Annotated in this window: 21 protein-coding genes and 1 pseudogene; 7 read left to right on the top strand and 15 right to left on the bottom strand. The window is 45.4% G+C overall.

Going from position 1 to position 20,822, the window contains the following annotated elements; all coding sequences use genetic code 11:
* Nucleotides 1-82: 82 nt before the first annotated feature.
* The 12 genes from BMW94_RS13385 to BMW94_RS13330 form a co-directional block, all read right to left on the bottom strand.
* Nucleotides 83-580 (bottom strand): DUF6933 domain-containing protein, encoded by a 498-nt coding sequence (locus tag BMW94_RS13385; RefSeq protein ID WP_076249765.1) that lies wholly within the window; start codon nt 578-580, stop codon nt 83-85.
* Between the two features lie 209 nt (nt 581-789).
* Nucleotides 790-1,584 carry an alpha/beta fold hydrolase gene (locus BMW94_RS13380; protein WP_090998990.1) on the bottom strand — a complete coding sequence of 265 codons (795 nt, stop codon included), beginning with the start codon at nt 1,582-1,584 and terminating at the stop codon, nt 790-792.
* 220 nt (nt 1,585-1,804) lie between these two features.
* Nucleotides 1,805-2,656: a putative phage abortive infection protein gene (locus BMW94_RS13375; RefSeq protein WP_090998988.1), complete on the bottom strand. Its 852-nt coding sequence runs from the start codon at nt 2,654-2,656 to the stop codon at nt 1,805-1,807.
* Between the two features lie 269 nt (nt 2,657-2,925).
* Nucleotides 2,926-3,420, bottom strand: a complete 495-nt coding sequence (locus BMW94_RS13365; protein ID WP_090998984.1) for a hypothetical protein — start codon at nt 3,418-3,420, stop codon at nt 2,926-2,928.
* A gap of 201 nt (nt 3,421-3,621) precedes the next feature.
* On the bottom strand, nt 3,622-3,930 hold the full coding sequence (locus BMW94_RS13360) for a hypothetical protein (RefSeq protein WP_090998982.1): 309 nt from the start codon (nt 3,928-3,930) through the stop codon (nt 3,622-3,624).
* 185 nt (nt 3,931-4,115) lie between these two features.
* Nucleotides 4,116-4,775 carry a hypothetical protein gene (locus BMW94_RS13355; RefSeq protein ID WP_090998981.1) on the bottom strand — a complete coding sequence of 220 codons (660 nt, stop codon included), beginning with the start codon at nt 4,773-4,775 and terminating at the stop codon, nt 4,116-4,118.
* Nucleotides 4,776-4,848: 73 nt separating this feature from the next.
* On the bottom strand, nt 4,849-5,487 hold the full coding sequence (locus BMW94_RS13350; protein ID WP_090998979.1) for a hypothetical protein: 639 nt from the start codon (nt 5,485-5,487) through the stop codon (nt 4,849-4,851).
* A 163-nt stretch (nt 5,488-5,650) separates the two neighbouring features.
* Nucleotides 5,651-6,766, bottom strand: coding sequence for a site-specific tyrosine recombinase/integron integrase (gene xerA / locus BMW94_RS13345; protein ID WP_254790227.1), 1,116 nt, complete (start codon nt 6,764-6,766; stop codon nt 5,651-5,653).
* Nucleotides 6,767-6,845: 79 nt separating this feature from the next.
* Nucleotides 6,846-7,013, bottom strand: a complete 168-nt coding sequence (locus BMW94_RS30490) for a hypothetical protein (protein WP_175480678.1) — start codon at nt 7,011-7,013, stop codon at nt 6,846-6,848.
* Nucleotides 7,014-7,097: 84 nt separating this feature from the next.
* On the bottom strand, nt 7,098-9,134 hold the full coding sequence (locus BMW94_RS13340; RefSeq protein WP_090998977.1) for a B12-binding domain-containing radical SAM protein: 2,037 nt from the start codon (nt 9,132-9,134) through the stop codon (nt 7,098-7,100).
* Nucleotides 9,135-10,102: 968 nt separating this feature from the next.
* Nucleotides 10,103-11,983 carry a DNA helicase RecQ gene (gene recQ / locus BMW94_RS13335; RefSeq protein WP_090998975.1) on the bottom strand — a complete coding sequence of 627 codons (1,881 nt, stop codon included), beginning with the start codon at nt 11,981-11,983 and terminating at the stop codon, nt 10,103-10,105.
* Between the two features lie 266 nt (nt 11,984-12,249).
* Nucleotides 12,250-13,080 carry an Rpn family recombination-promoting nuclease/putative transposase gene (locus BMW94_RS13330; protein ID WP_090998973.1) on the bottom strand — a complete coding sequence of 277 codons (831 nt, stop codon included), beginning with the start codon at nt 13,078-13,080 and terminating at the stop codon, nt 12,250-12,252.
* Nucleotides 13,081-13,410: 330 nt separating this feature from the next.
* Here BMW94_RS13330 and BMW94_RS13325 point away from each other — a divergent pair, with 330 nt between their 5' ends.
* Entirely contained in the window at nt 13,411-13,629 is a 219-nt protein-coding gene (locus BMW94_RS13325) for a hypothetical protein (RefSeq protein ID WP_090998971.1), read from the top strand.
* Between the two features lie 128 nt (nt 13,630-13,757).
* Here the strand turns inward: BMW94_RS13325 and BMW94_RS13320 are convergent, their stop codons facing one another.
* The 3 genes from BMW94_RS13320 to BMW94_RS13310 all read right to left on the bottom strand — a co-directional run bounded on the left by BMW94_RS13320 (nt 13,758) and on the right by BMW94_RS13310 (nt 15,842).
* Nucleotides 13,758-14,870: a glycosyltransferase family 2 protein gene (locus tag BMW94_RS13320; RefSeq protein WP_254790226.1), complete on the bottom strand. Its 1,113-nt coding sequence runs from the start codon at nt 14,868-14,870 to the stop codon at nt 13,758-13,760.
* 58 nt (nt 14,871-14,928) lie between these two features.
* Complete coding sequence (locus BMW94_RS13315) at nt 14,929-15,246, bottom strand: hypothetical protein (RefSeq protein WP_175480677.1); 318 nt, start codon at nt 15,244-15,246, stop codon at nt 14,929-14,931.
* A gap of 179 nt (nt 15,247-15,425) precedes the next feature.
* On the bottom strand, nt 15,426-15,842 hold the full coding sequence (locus BMW94_RS13310) for a hypothetical protein (protein ID WP_090998969.1): 417 nt from the start codon (nt 15,840-15,842) through the stop codon (nt 15,426-15,428).
* 189 nt (nt 15,843-16,031) lie between these two features.
* Between BMW94_RS13310 and BMW94_RS13305 the strand changes: the two genes are divergently transcribed.
* The 6 genes and pseudogenes from BMW94_RS13305 (at nt 16,032) to BMW94_RS13285 (ending at nt 20,738) form a co-directional block, all read left to right on the top strand.
* Complete coding sequence (locus tag BMW94_RS13305; RefSeq protein ID WP_090998968.1) at nt 16,032-17,165, top strand: RluA family pseudouridine synthase; 1,134 nt, start codon at nt 16,032-16,034, stop codon at nt 17,163-17,165.
* 111 nt (nt 17,166-17,276) lie between these two features.
* Nucleotides 17,277-17,858 carry an SLOG family protein gene (locus BMW94_RS13300; protein ID WP_175480676.1) on the top strand — a complete coding sequence of 194 codons (582 nt, stop codon included), beginning with the start codon at nt 17,277-17,279 and terminating at the stop codon, nt 17,856-17,858.
* Nucleotides 17,859-17,979: 121 nt separating this feature from the next.
* Nucleotides 17,980-18,795, top strand: a complete 816-nt coding sequence (gene speD / locus BMW94_RS13295) for an adenosylmethionine decarboxylase (protein ID WP_090998965.1) — start codon at nt 17,980-17,982, stop codon at nt 18,793-18,795.
* A 182-nt stretch (nt 18,796-18,977) separates the two neighbouring features.
* The gene (flgB, locus tag BMW94_RS13290; RefSeq protein WP_090998963.1) at nt 18,978-19,388 is read left to right on the top strand and encodes a flagellar basal body rod protein FlgB; all 411 of its coding nucleotides are present in this window, start codon (nt 18,978-18,980) and stop codon (nt 19,386-19,388) included.
* A gap of 249 nt (nt 19,389-19,637) precedes the next feature.
* Nucleotides 19,638-20,129: pseudogene (locus BMW94_RS30485) on the top strand (GNAT family N-acetyltransferase); the annotation flags it as partial.
* 201 nt (nt 20,130-20,330) lie between these two features.
* Nucleotides 20,331-20,738 (top strand): NUDIX domain-containing protein, encoded by a 408-nt coding sequence (locus BMW94_RS13285; protein ID WP_254790232.1) that lies wholly within the window; start codon nt 20,331-20,333, stop codon nt 20,736-20,738.
* Nucleotides 20,739-20,822 lie beyond the last annotated feature (84 nt).

The raw sequence follows: 20,822 nt of genomic DNA, 5'->3' as shown, positions 1-20,822 counted from the left end.
TATGCTGGGTGTCCGGCGAATGCCGGACCAAGGACGTATGTCCGCAGCGTGAATATTATGTTAGACGAAGTAGACTGTAGGCTCACATACTAAGAGCCTCCCTCATAAATTGGTTTGGAAATTTTTTTAGCTTTACTAAGGGAGTCGCGTTGTTCATTTTATTTAATTCGATGATGTTCATTTCTTGTATGGGTAAATAGTCTTCAATCATGAATTCAGTCATTTTAACCATGTCTATCATTGATCCAATGACGCTTCTATCATACGTTTTGATGAACTTAATGCTGTTTGCATGACTGATATAGTTGTTAATTAAAGGTTCAGAGATTCCTTCTGCTTTTAAATTTTCTATCAGTGCATGGAGAAATATCTCTTTAAAGTTTTTATAGTGCTCTTTTCTTATTCCAAACAAAATAAAGCAATACCTTGTCTTATTATTCATAATAATTAAATTATTCTTTTTAGCCATTCGAAATACATTGGCATGCCACTTGTAGAGTTCGTCCTCTAATTCGTTGTCTGGTTCTTCGACAAAAGAACTAGCATCAAATAGCTTCTTGGTACATGAGATTGTTATCATATATATATATGTCCTTTCACAGTCTATTTCGTCTAACGTTTGGCATTCCTGACGTTCAAGCAGCTTAAGTGAGCAAAGGGAACGGGTCGTCAGACTTAGCTGGTTGAATGTATCGCCTGAATATCCTTCTATGAAATCCCTCTTGGCGATCAAGGGCGAATGCCCGCAGTAGGAATGCCGTGTTAACTGATGTCAACGGCTTCCTCGAATTATCTCAATCCATTACCAATTTTTACAGGGGTAAGTCCACTCGGTAGTACTTTGTCATTAATCCAAGCATCAACAATCTTGTTAAATAACTCTGGTTGGGCAAGGGATACCCCATGACCCACCTTCTGTATAATAATACCTTTACCATTTGAGGTTTTGTCTAATATGTCTAATGCAGATTTCTTCATTATTTTTTTCTCTTTCTCTCCAACAGTAATTAATATTTTTGAGTTAGACATACTGAATTCTTTGGGTATACTAAAAGACATATTTTCTTCTAAAATCTTAATAAGATTGTTAATATTCATGTTATAAGTTTCCTTATAATACGTCTCAAACTTTTGTTTTTCAATGTATAACTGCTTTGCTTGAATCTTCGAAAAGATTCGATTTTTTGTTAGCCTATAAGTTAACCGGATAGTGGGTTTAATTATTTTATTAGCTAATGGAATAGGTCTAACAAGTGCACTATTTAATATTGAATAATTTACTAGATCTGGGTTCATACTTAGTATTTTAATAGCTACTTGTGCACCTAAAGAAAATCCTATTAGAATAACTTTTTTACCTTGTACTTTAGTTAGAATCAAACTTAATATTTCTTCAGCACAGTCATTAATAGAAAAGTCCGTACTAGAACTCAAGCCATGTCCAAGTAAGTCTGGAACTAAACAATGGTAATCATTAAAATATTCAATTTGTTTATCCCACATCCAACCACTTACTCCTCCCCCATGTAAAAAAACAATAAGAGAAGCTTCTGTATTTCCCGACTCTTTATAATATAACTTCAATGGAATTCACCCTTTAATTCTTCGATTATTCTTACCTTATTATGTCGTTGTGTTGATTTCAGTTAACGTTCCTGTATTCATGAACCCCGAAGGGGTTGTCTGCTGAAATTCCTCTTCGAAATCCCTCTCGCAGACCAAGGCTCCCAAAGGAGCCGCTGCTTGAATATTATGTTAGGTGATGTCTGACTCATCATTGGTAAATCTACAGATTTCTTAATGTTTATTCTTGTTTCATACTTACAAATACATCTCTAAGTGCTTTTGGCACTAATTTCACGCTTAAATTGTTTAGTAATTTATACTTGATAATTAAGGTATGAAAGTTTGAACCTTCATCTGTAAGTGAGTTATACAACAATAAAAGTAATTCATCAGTTGAAAGTTGCGCTCGGATGATCCTTATATATTTTTTTCTTTCCTCAAGTTCACAATCACTGTCATTTTCGAGTTCAGCACTTTCATCTATCAACTTAATAATGTGATATAGATTTCTGAAATAATGACCTAACTCACTTTGATTCTCTTGATAAATATTATTATATTGTTGTTTCAATGACCACAGTTGAGAAACATCTGACCATTTAGAGGAAACTAATGGCCTTGCAATATTAGATATGTATGCTCTACCCCGTATTATTTTGGATGTATACTGACTTTCTGTATAACTTACGCTATGTGATTCTGTCTCGGTGCGTTCAATACTATTAACAATACTGTGATGTAATGAGACCATATGGAAAAAGGTATTTTCAAACCGCTGTCTCGCTAACGTTTTGTTTTGTTCTTTAAACTCTTTCCTTGTTAAATTCATTTCGTCACGTGTAGCTTGAAGTTCTTCCTTTTGAGCAAGAAAGGCTGCTAATAAAATGATAAAACTAGCTAGAGTAATAATTGGCGTCGATGTTCCACCAATCCAATCACCAACAGGACCAAATTCCTTATATGTTCCATATCCTTCTTTGTCTTTAAAGATCCAGCCAATTAATATAGGATTAATGAATCCCCAAACACCAATAATAGAAGCTACGATTATGAGAAGCTGATAAAGTTTATATTTTCTCTTTTCTTCCATGCTTAATTCTCCTTAATTATTTAATTTTTTTAGTCAGATTTCACCTAACGTTCTTGTGTTCACGACGTCCCACCGACTTAAGCCGCGAAGTGGCGGCCGCAATGCGGTTAGTCGGTGCGGATGTGTCCGGCTGATTCCGCTTCCCTGCCACAGCTAATTGCATCCCTGAACCCACATCTAACTCCTGCCGGTCCGAGGGCCGAATGGCCCGAAGCGTGAACATGGTGTTAGCTGGTGTCACTGCCATCTTGATAAACTCCCAGCTACTATTAATAAATCACTAATTTACCCGTTGGCCATTTACCTTCCCAACCACATGGTAAATGTCCTTTAGAATATATGTTAAAGATAATATCCGAATAGAATCCATTAAATTTTCTATTCAATTTTCTTGAATAAATATGTTTCATAATAATCTCAAGTATGTCCCATCTAACACAATCTATAAATGTGCTATCTAGCTGGAATTCATTTGTTGTCTTTTCTAATATTTCATCTAAACAATCGTTTGTGATTGTTTTTGCTTCTTTGATCAATTCATTCCAATCCGAGTATTCTCTTATAAAGTTTTTATGTAGAAACGAAGTAAATTGATTCCTTGCTTCTAACGTAGTTTCTTCCCATTTCTGAGAATTATAATAGTAAGTTGCTTCAGACCATGAACTTGCATATAAAATGTTCTCATTTTCATAATCTCTAGTCCCACAATTGCTAAACCACTGAATTTGGTTTAGAGTATTGATAATTTCTTTATTTATTTCCATGTGATCGCTTCCTTAATTTAGTGGTCTTCGCAGTGATTTCAGCTAACGTTTCTGTATTCATGAACCCTGGAGGGGTTGTCTGCTGAAATCCCTCTTCGAAATTCATCTAGCAGACCAAGGCTCCCAAGGAGCCGCTGCTTGAATATGATGTTATATGACGTGGGCTCTTCAATGAATAGCTTTCAAACATTTGGTTCTTATTTAATATTTTATTTTATTGATTTGTTCATATATATTGACCATTCCATTCTTCTTCATCCACATAAGTCTATTGCATTCAGGACATTCATAAATTCTTTCAGTTAAATTAATAATTCTTTCATCAGAAATAATTAATTCTTTCCATTCTTTTGTTTCACTATATGGTTGTAATTCACTTAAAATACTCCTATTATTTTCTGTTTCCAATAATTCTTCGTAGTCTCTATCTCTTACAGTCAGAAAACCATCGTCAGGTATATTACTTAAGTTATGTATAAAATCTCCGCATGGACAGTACAACCTTGGCATGTAATCAGTTCCTTTTGTTTATTGTTTTATACTCTCTAAGCCCATGTCATATAACGTTTCTGTATTCATGAACCCCAAAGGGGTTATCTGCTGAAATGCCTCTTCGAAATCCATCTAGCAGACCAAGGCTCCACAGGAGCCGCAGCGTGAATATTATGTTATCGGATGTACCCTACTTCTTTGAATTAGCTATAAATCGCTTTTAATAAATCAATAATGAAATATGATAAAGCTGAATTAATTACACTCAAACATAAAATGGATATTGAAATGGAATTATCTTTGATAAATGTCGATGTTACATATTTTAATTTCGGAATTTGAAAATCGTCTTTGACTTGAAATAAGCAGTCGTTTATATCCAATAAAACCTCTAAGTACACAAAAAAGAATGCAGATAAAACTATCCAAGCGTTTTGCTCAATTTGATCCAATGATGAAAATTGAACGATTATCACTACCCATACTGTGAACATTATTTTAATTAGAGATTTGAAGATTACGATGATAAATTTTAGATTCATATACCCTAACGCCATAAACAAACCAATAGCCATTATATTTGTTGTTAATATAGTGTCTAAAAGTTCAGAATATGCTGTTCCCTTAAGGCTTTTTGTCCACAAAAGTAAAGAAAACATATAGGCTAATAGACTTATCACCAGAAAAATAAACATCTTTGGAATGCTAAGGAGTTGCTTTCGAAATTCTGTTTTTCTTTTTAGAGTCTTCCCAACTCTTGTTTCCATTATATATATCCTTTCCATTTGGGAAATTTCCGATAACGTTTCTGTATTCATGAACCCTGGAGGGGTTGTCTGCTGAAATCCCTCTTCGAAATTCATCTAGCAGACCAAGGCTCCCAAGGAGCCGCTGCTTGAATATGATGTTAGCTGAATTTACTGACTTCGATTAAAATTACTTTAGCCCATCCCCTTCGAGTATAAATCCCAAAAATTTATTTCCATAAAGTGAAATTTCGATATCATCTCTATCTTTATCTGAATCACTATCACCAATATCTTCCCATGTTTTTTTTATATTTAGTAATCCATTATTCTCTAGTCTTTTATCTATGTTTCGTATCAAACCATGTACGTCACTTTCTTGGACAAAAGTAATAGTTTCTTCAGTCAATCCTGCTAAATAAAATAGCCTCTTCAAATCCAAGTATCTTAAATTTCTTAACATATCATAAAAGTTAATTATCACTGATTCGTTCCTATTCTCTTCAATAAAAACATTTTCAAAGCCATTAAGTATTAAATTTATTTTTGCATCTTCATGTTCTTCAAACAAATCTGAAAAGATAATTGGGAAAATCCTCTGACTTATATATTCCGATGATAATACAGAATCTGCTGCAAGATGCGATATGAAATTAATTTTTTTGTCATGCTCTTTGAATCTGCGAACTAGTCGATTAATTTTAACTGTCTGAACTAACTTTCCTATGTAAGGTACAAAATCGATTCCATTTTCTAATATTTGTCCAAAGTACGGATTTATCGTCTCTCCTTCTTGAATTACTTCATTGAAAATCCCCTTATCTGTCATTCAATATCACTCCTTGTTCTCTCAGTTATTTCAGCTAACATCTAATTTATGTACTTCGTAAATACCACAGATCCTGTATAATATCTGAACTACGTATATGATAACCGATGCTGTAGTATTTGCGAAGAAGAATTTGGTGAAAAAGGTAGATTTATAGGAGTACTCAATCTCCAAGATCCAAACGATCCAGCGGGCTCTGAATACGCTGAATATTTTTCGTACTAACATGCGTATATCGCTGTGTTGTTCGTGCACTTGTGTGACCAAGTAATTCCTGAATATAGCGCAGGTCTGTTCCGTTTTCCAACAAATGAGTAGCAAAAGAGTGCCTCAAGACATGAATACTCACCTTCTTCACAATGCCTGCCCGTTGTCTAGCTTCTTCGAAAACCTTCTGCACACTCCGCTCCGTAAGATGCCGATCAGAAGATTGCCCTGGAAAGAGCCAACGACTTGGCCTGTATTCAGTGATGTATTTTTGCACCATATCCCACGCTAGGCTCGATAGAATCGTTCTCCGATCCTTTTGCCCCTTCCCCTGTCTCACGATGAGTGTTTGCCTTTCAATATCAAGATCGCTGCACCGCAAACGCACAACTTCACCTACACGAAGTCCAGAAGAATAGGTTAGAAACAATATGGCCTTATGTTTAGGATTGGTTACGGATTTGAGCAATTGAGCGACTTCCTTTTCCGACAATACTTGCGGAAGCTTGGTCTGCTTCTTGGGACGAATAAACTGGATTTCCGTAGGGTGATGGAGTACATGTTTGCAATAGAAGCGGAGCGCGGTAATCGTCTGATTCACGCTTGAATGGGAGATCCCTCGCTCAAGCAAACCTAAACAATACGTCTGAATTTTGGAAGTAGTGACATCGGTATCTTTGAGGGGAAAGCTACTCAGAAAACGTTCGACCTGATTACAATATGCTTTAATCGTTTTGCGGCTGTATCCTCGTAACTTTAATGCCTTCTGTAACGGCTCTTTGCTCCATGGATGGTTTGCCTTACTAGCTTTCCATTGCTGTAAATTCTCATTTTCAACCCACAACTCTGGGGTAATCCGAACGTCATCAGGATCAAATTGATTCATGAACTCCTGAAGAGCAGCTATGGTGTATGGGATGATCCACACTTTTTGTTTGGCTTCCCACGTTCTGCCATTAATCCGACGAATCCGCTCAATATATGCAGGGTTATATGGGATATGAATGCGCAGTAACTCAGCGGAACCTTTTGTTATGGTAATCGCCTTTTCAGTAGTAGCATATTTAGTCATAGGAAACTCTCCTTCGTTTGGATAGGTTATGTTTTTGACCCAAATTCGGAAAACAAAAAGGAAGGCCACTCTTCATCCACTAGGGAATCAGACGACCTTCCGATGCTTTCGGAACATATATGTTTTGATAAAAGGTGAAGCGGAGCGCGGCTTGTGCAGTGGCAAGCCGCGTAAGGGTAAGGTGCTGCGCCCAATGGGGCAGCACTTTATGGGGTTGCACCGCGTCCATAACCGCGGTGCTCACCATTGAAGCACCACTGGCAGCATAGCTGTGGTGCTAGCTCCCACTGCATGCAGCCATCGGCCATGCAGCTCCCCAATGCCGCTGCACCTACATGGCAGCGGCTTCTTCTCCCAGCGGCAGCGTGTAATACTGCGCCTGCTGCCCTTCATGCTGCTGGTACACCACGACCAGCAGCGTCCGGCCTTTCGCGGCAAGCGGGCTGGCGCCAGCTAGCACACGCTCAAGCCGGAACGGAAGCACATCCAATACGGTGTGCTTCTGCAGTTCCTTTTCGCCGAGATCGAGGTCGGCGAAAGCACGGGCACCCATGACCGTCTGTGCGGTCATGGCTGAGGTCATCGGCAACGCACGCGAAGCGTTGCCGTCCACCCCGTCCGCCGCTCCATCCGCGGCGGACCCTGTTGCGTCGCCCGAAGCGAGCGACGCTGCACCATCGCTGCCGATCACACCCGCCGCATCTACGGCAGAGTCTTCCCCGGCAGCAGCCGAACTTCCCGCAGCGGCAACTGCACTCGTGCCGCTGCTTTCCAGCCACGCCGTGCCTGCGGCACCGGCAATACGCGGCAGGCGAACGTCTTCCGGACGTTCAGCCAACGTTTTCATATAACCCGCCCACTGGTCTTTCTGAAGCGGATCTTCCCACCAGATTTTACGCGGTTTGTACTTGTGGCCGAGGAAATAATCCAACTTCATCAAGCCGAGCACAATATCCATATGCGGCGTGTTCCGCGACTCCAGGAAGCTGTGCAGACGGGTGAACAGATCCTCCAGTTGGTGACCGATCTTCTGCCAGCCCTGACCTTCCCAGTAATCCCCGAACGCCTGGAAGAAATCAAATGGCGAATCGAACTCCTGCTCCATCAGATACTTCAACGTATGGTCCATCCGATGTGCGTTCCAGTATTTCTCCAGCACATCCTCCAGCCGCTTCAGGCGCACGATGTCGCTGAACGGCAGCACGTCACTGCCCAGAATCTCATACGGCGCGTGATCCATATACGTGTAGTTATACTTCTCCGCATCCAGACGCAGACCGGTACCACGAAGCATTTTGAGGAATCCAAGCTGAAGCTCTTCCGGCCCCAGTGCAAATACATCGTTAAACGTCTTCCTGAACGTATTGTAATCTTCCTCCGGCAGTCCGGCGATAAGATCCAGATGCTGATCGATTTTACCGCTGGCTTTGACTTTGTTCACGGTACGACTCAGCTTCGAGAAGTTCTGGCGGCGTTTCACCAGTTCATTCGTTGGATCATTCGTGGACTGAACCCCAATCTCGAACCGGAATGTGCCTGGCGGCGCATTCTCTGCCAGATAGTCCAGTACCTCGGGACGCATAATATCCGCCGTAATTTCAAACTGGAACACCGTCCCCTGATGATTCTCAATCAGGAATTTGAACATTTCGAGCGCATAATCCCGCTTGATGTTGAACGTCCGGTCCACAAACTTGATCAGCTTCGCACCCTTCTCAATCAGGTACAGAATGTCCGACTTTGTCCGCTCAATATCGTAATACCGCACGCCCACCTCAATACTGGACAGACAGAACTGACAACTGAACGGACAGCCACGACTGGTCTCAAAATAAACAACCCGTTTCCCAAGCTCCGGGATATCCTCCTCAAATCGGTGCGGTGACGGCAGATCGTTCAGATCCGCTTTTGGCCGTCCTGGCATGAGAATGACCTCTTCCCCTTTGCGATACGCCAGTCCATAGACGAAATGGAACTTCTTGTCCCCTTCCAGCTCCGTCAAAAGCTGATGCAGCGTCTCCTCCCCTTCACCCATCACGATGAAATCGACATTGGGGATGCGGTTCATCCAATATTCCGTGTCGTAGGACACTTCGGGCCCGCCCAGCAAAATTTTTACGTTCGGCATAACCTTTTTCAGATTATCAATGACCTTGATCGTCTCTTCAATGTTCCAGATGTAACACGAGAACCCAATCACGTCCGCCCCGCGTTGATACAGATCAGACACAATGTTCATCACCGGGTCCTTGATCGTATACTCCGCCAGGTCAATATCAAAATCCTTCTCACTGTACGCCTTCAGACACCGCAAGGCCAAAGAGGTATGGATGTACTTTGCATTTAATGTAGAGAGAATAACTTTCATGCTTCACAACCTTTGCCTGGACACCCAGACCATATTTTTTTGGTAAAAAGAAAGCTGCACAGCCATCCTGCCCCGGATGCTGTTCATCTAAACCTCTTTTGATCTAGCCATTCCATGTCTCATGGACATATTCAACTTTTGTCTTTCAAAGAGTGGACACTCTTTTCAAAAAGACATATACACCCCGTCAAACGAAAACCACAAGATACAGTATAAAACACATACAATCAAACTACATGCAGTGCAATCTACTGTCGGCCAATCCTAACGCCCATGCCCACCCTTTGAAAGACAATTCACCTTCTTTTGTCCACAATACAGAGACACTATAATCAACTTCAACCTGTAAAAAACCTCAATCGTGTTCAATCCACAGTTCGTTATCCACATCTTACTGCTTTGAACCTTGAACCTTGAACTTTGCTCCTTAAGGCTTTAGCCCCGCAGCTCTGCTGAACCCTTCCCCGTATCATGGACGACCGCTCGAACTCTTACTAGAGCGTGTCTTCAAACTCTGGCAAGCGATCCGATGTAGGATGTTTGGGTCCAAAACCTCTTGAAGTCCAGGCTCACCGATCCTCGCGAATGGTCCAGACGATTTTCTAAGGAACCAAGGACATCTTATTTGGCCTTCTGACGCTCCTTTTATTTTGTAAGGAACATGAGACACGTTATTTCTCAAAATCACCTGACAAACACGCTGTAAACGGCTGTTTATACCAATATAGCGTGCGTCAGATTCCTTAGATTGCTGCGGGCGCTTTAAACCCCTGAATAAGACGTCACAGGTTCTTTAGCACTCCCTCTACATGTTCTCCCCCTGACACGCAGTTATGCTCCGGCTTTCGGCAGGTTTGCAGATACCTTTAGATACATATCTATCATCTTTTTTCGAACATTTAGCTTGCGCATATGAACTTCAAATATTGGAAAGCGAGAATTCATCAATTCACAATTCAAAATCCACACTAATCATAATCGTAAAAAGCATCATCATCCGTATCCACGTCTTCGCCCGTTTGCTTCTGGAAAAACTCCAGGAACGGCAGCCCGTACTTGCGGTACTTGACCTCACCGACCCCTTTGATATCCAGCATGTCACGTTCTGTCTGTGGACATACCACACTCATCTCGCGCAAGGTTGCATCATTGAAAATAATGTACGACGGCACATGCTCTTTCGCCGCCAGATCACGACGGATCAGACGCAGCTGCTCAAATACCGTCTCGTTAACCGCAGATGGCATTGCATCACGTCCGCGACGTCCGCCGTAGTTCGTACCCGAAGCCGTCGCCGCCGTTTTACGGACCACCCGCTGCATCACTTCACGCTGACCTTTGAGCACTTCCACCGCCAGTGGCTGCAAACGAACAACCGGATACTGCCCCTCGGAGAGCATCAGATAACCTTCGGAAACCATGACGTTGATGATCTCGGCGATCTCACGTTCTGTACGATTGCCCATTACGCCATAGGTTGGCAGGGAGTTGAAGCCGTAATCGAGCACTTTTTTGGCACGGGAGCCTTTGAGCACCGAAGCGACCAGCGATACACCATACCGTTCACGCATGCGGTGAATGCAGCTGAATATTTTTTGCGCATCAATCGTCATGTCTACCAGCTCGCGGTCGTCCGTACAGGAACTGCAAGTACCGCAAGGCGTATCGTCATGCACCTCACCGAAATAGTCCAGCTGTGCACTACGCAAACAGCGCGTCGTATAACAATAATCCACCATCTGTTGCAGCTTCCGGTAATCGTTCTGTTTGCGGTCGCCCTCCATCGGGTTTTGCTCGATCAGGAACTTCTGGGTGATAATATCCTGTGCCCCGAATAACAAAATGCACTGGCTCGGCTCCCCGTCCCGTCCCGCACGACCGGCTTCCTGCACATAGGCTTCCATATTCTTCGGCATGCTGTTATGAATAACGTAACGCACGTTAGACTTATCAATCCCCATCCCGAACGCATTTGTCGCCACCATCACCCGGATATCATCGTACAAAAAAGCTTCCTGGCTCTGGGACCGTTCATCATCCGTCATCCCGGCATGGTAGCGTCCCGCGGGCAATCCCGCCTGCAGCAAACGCTGATGCAGATCGTCCACGTCCTTACGGGTCGCAGCGTATACAATTCCCGGCTCACTAGAATGCTCGCGCGCGTAATTCAGGACAAAGTCCTTTTTGCTCTCGCCGCGCAGCACGCTAAACGCCAGATTATCCCGCCCAAGTCCGGTCACATACGTCTGCGGGTCCTGCAAACGCAGGAGCCGCAGAATATCTCCCATGACTTCGGGCGTCGCTGTAGCCGTAAAGGCCGCAACCACCGGCCGCTCCGGCAAACTGTCCACAAACGGCGCTACCGCCAGGTAGCTTGTCCGAAAATCATGCCCCCACTGCGACACACAGTGGGCCTCATCCACAGCAACGCACGAGATTGGCAAGTAGCCCATCTCCTCGCGGAACCAGTCCAGCTCCAGTCGCTCAGGCGCGACATAGAGCAGCTTCAGCTCACCGCGCTGCGCCGCGCGGATGCGATCATTCACTTCTTTGCCGCTGAGCGTACTATTAATATAGGCGGCTGCAATACCAGCCGTGGTCAAGGCATCAACCTGGTCCTTCATAAGCGAAATCAACGGGGAAACGACAAGCGTCAATCCCGAATATAACAAAGCGGGGATCTGATAACAGATCGATTTCCCGCCCCCGGTTGGCATAATACCAAGCGTATCTTCACGTTCGAGCAGGCTGGCTACGATCTTTTTCTGTCCCTCACGGAAGTCGGGGTAGCCATAATATTTTTGCAGGAGACCCTGCGCTTCTTCTAATGTAGGTGTTTGCACACTCATGTAAAGACTCCTTACTTATCACCGGTGTTCTTCCACCAGCTTGGTCCGATCCGATTCTGACATCCGAAAGCGGCATATACCGCATCCTTGACAACAAAATGGCGTTCTCATGACTTGTCCGTCAAGCAAACGCCGCTCCCTTTAGTTTAACGGCCCAGACCCGAATGAGCAACCGCGTTTTACTGTAAAACGATCTAGGGCAAATTAAAAAACAACCGCCTTCCCTTTTGGGGACAAGACGATTGTTTGGATTTAAAGTGCATTTGCTAATCTTTTAGCGCCTCAACTTCAGATTCAGTTAGACCACTCGTTTTGGCAATGACTGAAACTTCGATACCAAACGATAACATGTCCTTAGCAATCTCAAGAGCTTTTTTACGTTCACCCTTTTCCGTAGCCCACTCAATCATCGAGGCTTCATCGTGCAAATACTTTTGCCGCTCTTCATACAAGCGACGTGCTTCACGATCCTGACTCAGAAACTCCAGCGTATCCATTGCTTTCTTCAACGTAGGTTCATTCATTTGTAGCACCTCCCAATTTGATTTGTCAGCACCTTTCAGGAACAAAAGCCAGTTAATCAGACCACCTTCCATCGGAACGGATTGATCATCCAGCTTGGACAGCTCCATAAAATGAACTTCGAGATCATCACTCAATTCAAGTCCAGTGTGGTCTTCCCTCAGATGAAATACATTATGATAACGCTCATTTTCGATAAACGAGTAATTTAAAATATTAATTGTCACACACTTTTTCAGTTCCTTGTAAGTTTGGCCTTCCTGCAAATGAATGGAATAACGCTTGCTCCAATAATATAGGGTCCGCTTTTCAATATCGTATTTATTAAATAACTGCATCTCAATGTTGATTAATTTACCTTCAGCTGTTTTCGCCCAAATATCAAATATGGACTGTTTATCCAGCGGAGCATCTTTATCGGTATACGGATTAAGGAGTACAATCTCCGTCAGCGGCTGTTCCCCCGATTCTGCAAACGTTCGGTTCAAGAACACTAGCAGTACATCTTTATTTTCTTCACTGCCAAAAATACGCTTGAAAACAAAATCGTTCCGAGGATCGAGTAAATCAGACATCTGACCATCAACTCCGTTTCTTTCTATTATACCATGCTTGGCATGCTTAATTGCAGCATCAACCACCTTTGGGCAAGTTAAACATTCCACATCAAACTACTACATCCTACTGCTTCTTTAAGTCCTGAATTTGCTAACAAGGCTCTCTTCCTCCATTTAACTTAGCTCTCGCTTGATTAAGGATTATTTTAACTTATTTGTTATTAATTAATATACGCAATGTGTTACCATCGATTAATGATTAGCTTACAGAAAAGACATTTGCGTACCTACATATCCATTACCTTATATCGTTTGATCCCACTGCCATTAAAGGAGGGCCGTTCGGACGTGTTTACAGTAAAAACCATATATCGAGCTGAACACCATGGGGCTAACCACCTCGAATGGGAAAATGAAAATACGCTCCGGATCGAAAACCGGAACGAGTACAGCGATGATAGCATTACGCTAAACATCGATGATGAAATATATGACGGCTGGGGCTGGGCATGCCAAAGTCTGCGCATGAATAACCAGTACGTGCGGTGCCTGGCACCCGATAAATAAAAACACAAATAAGCAGCCCCGCTCGCCGACTCTCATGGCAAGCGGGGCTGCTCTTATTCCACCTCTAGAGCGGAGCAACACTACCCTCACTCTCACTCTCACTCTCACTCTTCCCTTCGCCCTTACTATTACTCTCTTTCTTCCGGCCCACCGTTCCCCTTACTCACCACCGCTTCTAGCTTATGCCGATTGGCGAGCAGGCCTGGGTCATTCGGCAGATACTCTCTTGCTTTGCTGTTATGCAGAAGCGCCTGCTCCCCGTTTCCCATGTGAGCGTAACAAAGGGAGAGCCTGGCGTGTGGCAGCCAAGTGCGGCATGCCGCAGCCACAGGGCGCAGACCCGGATCGCGACTGCTGACATCGAGCGCTTGCATATACCAGTAGATGGCGGACACAATCTCCTGCCTCTCCTGGAAGCAGGCAGCGATGGCGCAGCAGAAGTCGGTATGTGGCAAGTCGAATTGAAATGACTGTAACAGTGCCCCCAGCTTCCGGCCCGGCTCGCCAAGCCGTTCGTAACATTCCGCCAGCCGCGCGCAGGCGATGAGCCGATCCTCGCGATAGCCGCTCGGCTCCAGCAGCAGCTTCGCGTACGCCCGAACCGCCGCCGCATAACGCCGGCGGTCATAACATTCGCCTGCATAATAGAACAGCAGGCGTCCCTGGGCTGCGCCCTCTTCGGCGATCCATTTGCGCAGGATGCGCACGTTTCGCGCCGAATGATGGCCCGCTTCGCGGCGGTGCGTGACGGCAATATCTGCCGTAATGACCCCGCCCGGCGGGAAGCCTAACTGCTCGTGCAGCCGGCCATGCCAGCGACAGCTCGCTTCCCGCTCGACGAGGCGCAACCGTCGGTCCGTCACGAGCGGACTTCCCTCCTGCCCCTCGGCCAGCGTATAGCCCAAGATCACAGCCGCCGTCTCACCGCCTGACGGCAGCTGCTGCTTCAACCTTTCCAGCTTCGCCCGTTCCGCGGGCAGCAGCACATCATCCGCATCCAGCCACAGGATATATTCCTGTGTGGCCTGGTCGAATGAATAATTCCGCGCTGCGGCAAAATCATCCTTCCACTCATACGTGTAGACCCGGTCGGTATATTGCGCGGCGATCTCTTTCGTACGGTCGGATGAACCGGTATCTACAATCACGATCTCGTCCGCGATGCCGGCGACCGAGTCGAGACAGCGCGCAAGCGTGCGTTGTTCGTTCTTCACAATCATACACAGACTGATGGTGATCACGGTTTAAGCCCCTTCCTGTCTACGCGTATTGCGGTTTTTTTCTTCTCAGCCTCATCTGCTACCCTTCCCCAGTCTCCTGACGACGCAGACGTTTAACCTGCTCCACCGCATTGTCCAACGCCTTTTTGCGCTGATTCATCTCGCGAAGGTGATTCTGTTCCACGGCGGCAAAATGTATATGATCCAGCTTCATCCACTCCGTCAGTTGGCTTGTAGTAGGCGAGACATGCAGCTGCGTTTCCCGCCGCCTGCGTGCCACGCAACATAGAAGACAGGACGGCGTGGAGCCGCCAATGATTTTCGGTGTATTTTCACCCCGTAATGCACTTCTCCTGTGGCGTGAACGCGGTTGTCCTTGCGGAGCGGACAGCGGCACTTGCGGGCAAAGTCGCCATCGACTTCGGCAAAGCCAACAACATCATTTTGAAAGGCTCCGCCAACTAGTTTGTAAACGTGGATACTACAACAAAAAATCCCGGACTCCTTGGAGCCGGGATTTTTGTCTGCTCATCATAAGATGCCATATGATAACACTCTTCCTGTTGAACCTTCTGTTCACAGGAACCCATTGGTGGCTGCAATACCATAGAACATTTCGGGTCCGGTTCGTACCGATGTGGATACCCCTGAAATAAACGAGGTATACACACTTTCCAGTGCAGGCGGTGCGGACAGATCCTGTGCAGTGAACGAATGAAATTCAGCGCCACCGTTCTGACCTACTGTACCTTCGGCGCGATAGATTACAAAGAACGGATCGTAAACACTGCCCCGTACAAGTTCAACAACGAACGTATCCCCCACTTCTCCGGTAACGCCAACCGTGCCATTCAAGGTGATAATGGGGTTTGGAACACCAAGGGTTTGCAAACCAATGGAGCCAAACGCTTCCGGCGAAGGAGACAGGGACAAACCGGGCTGTCCTACGCTTCCCGAGTTCATCGAACTTCTCATATCGAGAAAAACACCCATGAGTAGCACCTCCAACGCTATGAGATACGTTATTCTATGAATCTTGACTCTCTTTGGACTGGATGGGTAACAGATTCTCTCCACCTATTTTTATTTGCCCCCGGTTAATGGTATATTGGACTGCATAACGAAATGAACGGATCGTATGCACACAAGCGGTACAGGCTGTTCAGAAGGAGATTACTATTTATGAATAAACGCAAACGCCCAACAGGCAATACATCGGCCAAGGGGAAGGCATCCGCAGGTTCGTCCACAGCACGATCTGGTCGGTCCACTTTTACTTCTGCCAAATCAACAGGACCATCCGCATCACGCAATACAGGAGCGGCGAAAAAGCTAGTAGCCGCCAAATCCTCCGCGGCCCCCAAGAAAGCAGGAGCACCCAAACCCAAAGCACCCAAACGCTCAGGAAATTCCTATTATCGCAAGCAAGAACCACCACGCCCTTACAAAGTCACCGAACCGGATGAGCTGCTCAACTTCCTGCTGAAACACTTGAAGTCCGGCCGTAATGCGGTCAAATCCATTCTGGGTCGCGGACAGGTAGCCGTTGATCAGAAAGTGGTGACCAAGTTTAATCTGGAGCTGACGCCAGGGCAGATCGTAACGATCAGCAAAGAAGGCGCTGTTGCCGCTCCTTCCCTGACAGGGATTAACATTTTGCATGAAGACGATGATATCATTGTCATTCGCAAGGAAGCCGGACTGTTATCCATTGCCGCTGACAAAAGTGATGATCTTACCGCTTATCGCCAGCTGACCGAGCATGTTCGCCGTACCGACGCGCTGAACCGAATATTTATTGTCCATCGTTTGGACCGCGACACTTCCGGTGTCATGATGTTCGCGAAGAGTGAAGAAGTGCAGCAGAAGCTGCAGGACAACTGGAAAGAGAATGTACAGGAACGTGTATATGTTGCCCTTGTGGAAGGCGCCGTTGCGAAGGAAGAGGGCACCATTTCCTCATGGTTGAAAGAAACGAAGACGCTCAAAATGTATTCCAGTTCTCGCCCGAATGATGGACAACATGCCATTACACACTACAAACGTCTACAATCGAACCGCGAGTTCTCCTTGCTGGAAGTCCGTCTGGAAACGGGACGCAAAAACCAGATTCGTGTGCATATGGAAGATCTGGGCCACCCCATCGCAGGCGACAAAAAATATGGTGCTCAAACCAAAACACTGGGTCGCCTCGGACTGCATGCACGGGTACTCTCATTCATCCATCCAACGTCGGGTGAGCTGATGAGATTTGAGACCGATATTCCGAAACAGTTCCTCTATCCATTCCGTACGGATGCTCCACCAGCGAACTAACGGGATGATTCAAAGAACAGGCATCGCTGACTCAGCGATTTCAGCCGATTCTGGACAAGCCTCGGTGCCGGAACTGGCCGATGGCCTGACCACGCCTGAAAGGAGAAACCGATGCTGAAAAACGTGTTGATTACCGGTTATCGTGCACATGAACTACAGATTTTCGGACAGAAGCATGAGGGAATTCCTTACATCAAAAAGGCGATCTCCTCCCGTCTTATACCCCTGGTCGAAGACGGGCTGGAGTGGGTGCTGACTCCAGGCCAATACGGTGTAGACCTGTGGGCCTGCGAAGTGGTGCTTGAGCTGAAAAAGACGTTCCCGGATCTGAAGCTGTCGATCATTACCGCTTTTCAGAATCCCGAGGAACAATGGAAGGAAGACAAACAGGAGTATTATCGCTCCATTTTGCAAGGTGTGGACTATTATGGTGCCATTAGTCGTCAGCCGTATATCGGCCCGTGGCAGTTTACTGCGCGGGACGACTTGTTGCTGCGCAAAAGCGACGGTCTCCTGCTTGTATATGATGAAGATGCCGGGGATGGAAGTCCCCGTTTTATTAAGGAAAAAGCGGTCAAAAAACAGCAGAATGAAGATTATACGATCATCAGCATCACCTCGGAGGATATCCAATCGGTTGCTGAAGATGAACGGATGAACGATGTTGGGAATTATGAAGATTCTTCCTTCTGACCTGTGCACGACTGGAGTAGCAAAGAATGACGTACATATGTTTTTTTTGGCGGCAGGTTGGGTATAAGTAGTAGTAAAACTGCGATTACCATGTCGTATGGGACAAAGGGGAACTGCAACCATGACATTAACGCCAGAGCAGCGCATTCAACTGCATGGATTCAACAACCTGACCAAGTCGCTGAGTTTCAATATGTACGATATCTGTTATACAAAAACCAAAGATGAACGCGAAGCTTACATTGAATATATTGATGAACAATATAATGCGGCCCGATTGAGCAAAATCCTGAACAACGTGTCTGACATTATCGGTGCCCATGTGCTGAATGTCGCCCAACAGGACTATGTTCCCCAGGGTGCAAGTGTGACGATGCTTGTGTCGGAAGGACCCATTGTGGAGATCCCCGAAGAATCCTTCGATGAATCTCCAGGCCCCCTGCCCGATAATGTCGTCATGCAGCTCGACAAAAGCCATATTACCGTTCATACGTACCCCGAATTCCACCCGAGCGAAGGCATCAGTACGTTCCGGGCAGATATTGACGTCTCTACCTGTGGTGAAATCTCGCCGCTAAAGGCACTGAACTATCTGATCCACTCGTTCGATACGGATATCATGACGATGGATTACCGGGTACGTGGCTTTACACGGGATACGAGCGGACGCAAGCTGTTTATTGATCATGAGATCGGTTCGATCCAGAATTATATTCCGGATGAGATCAAAAGCAGCTTCGACATGATTGACGTGAACGTCTATCAGGAGAACATTTTTCACACCAAGTGCAAACTGAAAGAATTCGATCTCGATAACTATCTGTTTGGTTATACCAAAGATAAACTGAGCAAGGCCGAGCAACAGGAAATTACGGAGTGGTTGAAGCTGGAGATGGATGAGATTTATTATGGCAAAAACATCAGTCGTCCAACTTAATGGCTAATTCGTGAAGACTGATTCATACGGGCTGGGACAAGGATAAGATGTCATGAAGGCAGGATTTCGTAATGAAGACCTGCGCCATGCGCTTGTCCTTTTCTTTTGCCTAACTTGACAGGCAGCAGCTCATTTTTTTATGATGAAAGCAATTGCATTTTCCATTGAAGGAGACTGAGCCGTTGATTGAAACGAACACTTCCAGACGCAATGAATCTCTGTTACAAGCGCTGAACGCGCAGCACAAGGTTACCACTGAAAATATTGCCAATGCGGACACACCCCATTACAAAAAGAAATCGGTGGAGTTTGAGGAAGAGCTCAGACGTATCATTGAGAATGGCAAAACAGATCAGCTCGCCATGAAGCGGACGCATGAGAAACACTTTCCGGTCAGTAATCCCAATGACTCTATCGTAAACTACCGGATTGTCGAGAACAACGAAACTTCCATGAATAATAACAACAATAACGTTGATATGGACAAGGAAATGGCGAATCTTTCGGAGAATCAGCTTATGTATAACTACATGGTTGATCGGGTCAGCGGGCACTACAAGAAAATGAAAAACCTGTTGCAGGATATGAAATAATGAATGGTAGAGCAGCCCTTTGGCTGCTTTTTGTTTTGTCTATATTCGGAAATATCCAGATGATCTATGTTGAATGATATGGATCTATATGGATCTATATGGATCTATATTTAGCGCATTTAGCGTCGCTTTTCTTTTCCTCATCAGGAGGATATGCTTCCCTGCTTGTGCCCTTTTTCGGTATCCTTTCTGATTCGTAGTATAATGAGATAAAATGTATGATTCCATATCCAATAAAAGAGGTGCAACATGGCTCCACGTCATTTAAATGCTTTTCAAGGCTCCAAAGTCCGGCTGGCCGCTCCTTGTCCAGAAGACTGCATGCGGCTCGCCCACTTCACTGACAGTTATGATTACTTGCGTAATCTGGATACCGATATTGCTGTTCCGCTAACGCCGGATGAGACGGGGTCATCCGCAGTTCGCAGAGACAACGGCTTTGAATTTGCACTGCGTACACTGGAGGACAATCGGTTCATCGGATTCACGGCCCTCTACCGAATTGAGTGGAATAACCGCTCTGCGCGCCTGGCCATTGGCATTGGTGATGATAAAGATCGGGGTAAAGGATACGGCAGTGATGCTCTCGCTCTGATTATTCGTTATGGATTCCATGAATTGAATCTGAACCGAATTGCGCTGGAAGTGATTGAATACAATGAAGCTGCGAGACGTGCCTATCTAAAAGCCGGATTTCGGGAGGAAGGGCGCCAGCGCTCTGCCGTTCTACGGGATGGGACGCATTATGATCTGATCTCGATGAGTATTCTTGCAGAAGAATGGTCAACGCAAACCAAACTTCCGCTCGCGTTTCACTCGACTCTTGCCCAAGGAGCCAAACAGACGGAAGATCACTCAGACTCACGACTGGTCGCTTCCGAAGAATCTGCGTTGTCCTTACTTAACGTCAAAGGTACAGAGAACTCTCCTGTTCAACCTCGGATTGGCGTGGGAGCGATCATCCTTAACGAACGTAATGAAGTCCTTTTGGTTTGGCGGAATCGTCAGCCTGAACAGCACACCTGGAGTATCCCTGGGGGCAAAGTCGACCCGTACGAATCCGTTGAAACGACGGTCGTTCGGGAGATTAAGGAAGAAGTCAATCTGGATATTGTCATCGACAAGCTGCTCTGCACCGCAGAGACGATCCGACCTGAACAACAGGAACACTGGATTTCCGTCCTCTACTCAACTCGGGTTATTGGCGGCATTGCTCGTAATCTCGAAGAAGGCGGAGCGATTGGTGAGATCGGTTGGTTCCCGCTGGATGATCTGCCATCGCCGCTCGCTAGTTTCGCGGTGCCTGGTCTGGAAGCTGCGAAGAAACTCCATCTTTATTCTGAAGATTGAGATCGGGAGAAACGAATCTCATTACGGTCAGACAAGTCATATGAAGCAAAACAGCCGCCGAACTCCTCTCTCTAACATAAGGGG

Origin of the sequence: Paenibacillus sp. OK003 (genome assembly GCF_900109515.1) — a bacterium.
Taxonomy (GTDB): Bacteria; Bacillota; Bacilli; order Paenibacillales; family Paenibacillaceae; genus Paenibacillus; species Paenibacillus marchantiae.
Note: the sequence above shows the minus strand (reverse complement) of the source record. Positions and strands in the feature narration are given on the sequence as shown.

Excerpts from the sequence above, each read along its gene's own strand:
- BMW94_RS13385 (WP_076249765.1), bottom strand. The coding sequence starts at position 580 with ATGATAACAATCTCATGTACCAAGAAGCTATTTGATGCTAGTTCTTTT.
- BMW94_RS13375 (WP_090998988.1), bottom strand. The coding sequence starts at position 2,656 with ATGGAAGAAAAGAGAAAATATAAACTTTATCAGCTTCTCATAATCGTA.
- BMW94_RS13365 (WP_090998984.1), bottom strand. The coding sequence starts at position 3,420 with ATGGAAATAAATAAAGAAATTATCAATACTCTAAACCAAATTCAGTGG.
- BMW94_RS13360 (WP_090998982.1), bottom strand. The coding sequence starts at position 3,930 with ATGCCAAGGTTGTACTGTCCATGCGGAGATTTTATACATAACTTAAGT.
- BMW94_RS13355 (WP_090998981.1), bottom strand. The coding sequence starts at position 4,775 with ATGAATTTCGAAGAGGGATTTCAGCAGACAACCCCTCCAGGGTTCATG.
- BMW94_RS13350 (WP_090998979.1), bottom strand. The coding sequence starts at position 5,487 with ATGACAGATAAGGGGATTTTCAATGAAGTAATTCAAGAAGGAGAGACG.
- xerA (WP_254790227.1), bottom strand. The coding sequence starts at position 6,766 with ATGACTAAATATGCTACTACTGAAAAGGCGATTACCATAACAAAAGGT.
- BMW94_RS30490 (WP_175480678.1), bottom strand. The coding sequence starts at position 7,013 with ATGGTGAGCACCGCGGTTATGGACGCGGTGCAACCCCATAAAGTGCTG.
- BMW94_RS13340 (WP_090998977.1), bottom strand. The coding sequence starts at position 9,134 with ATGAAAGTTATTCTCTCTACATTAAATGCAAAGTACATCCATACCTCT.
- recQ (WP_090998975.1), bottom strand. The coding sequence starts at position 11,983 with ATGAGTGTGCAAACACCTACATTAGAAGAAGCGCAGGGTCTCCTGCAA.
- BMW94_RS13330 (WP_090998973.1), bottom strand. The coding sequence starts at position 13,080 with ATGTCTGATTTACTCGATCCTCGGAACGATTTTGTTTTCAAGCGTATT.
- BMW94_RS13310 (WP_090998969.1), bottom strand. The coding sequence starts at position 15,842 with ATGGGTGTTTTTCTCGATATGAGAAGTTCGATGAACTCGGGAAGCGTA.
- BMW94_RS13305 (WP_090998968.1), top strand. The coding sequence starts at position 16,032 with ATGAATAAACGCAAACGCCCAACAGGCAATACATCGGCCAAGGGGAAG.
- BMW94_RS13300 (WP_175480676.1), top strand. The coding sequence starts at position 17,277 with ATGCTGAAAAACGTGTTGATTACCGGTTATCGTGCACATGAACTACAG.
- speD (WP_090998965.1), top strand. The coding sequence starts at position 17,980 with ATGACATTAACGCCAGAGCAGCGCATTCAACTGCATGGATTCAACAAC.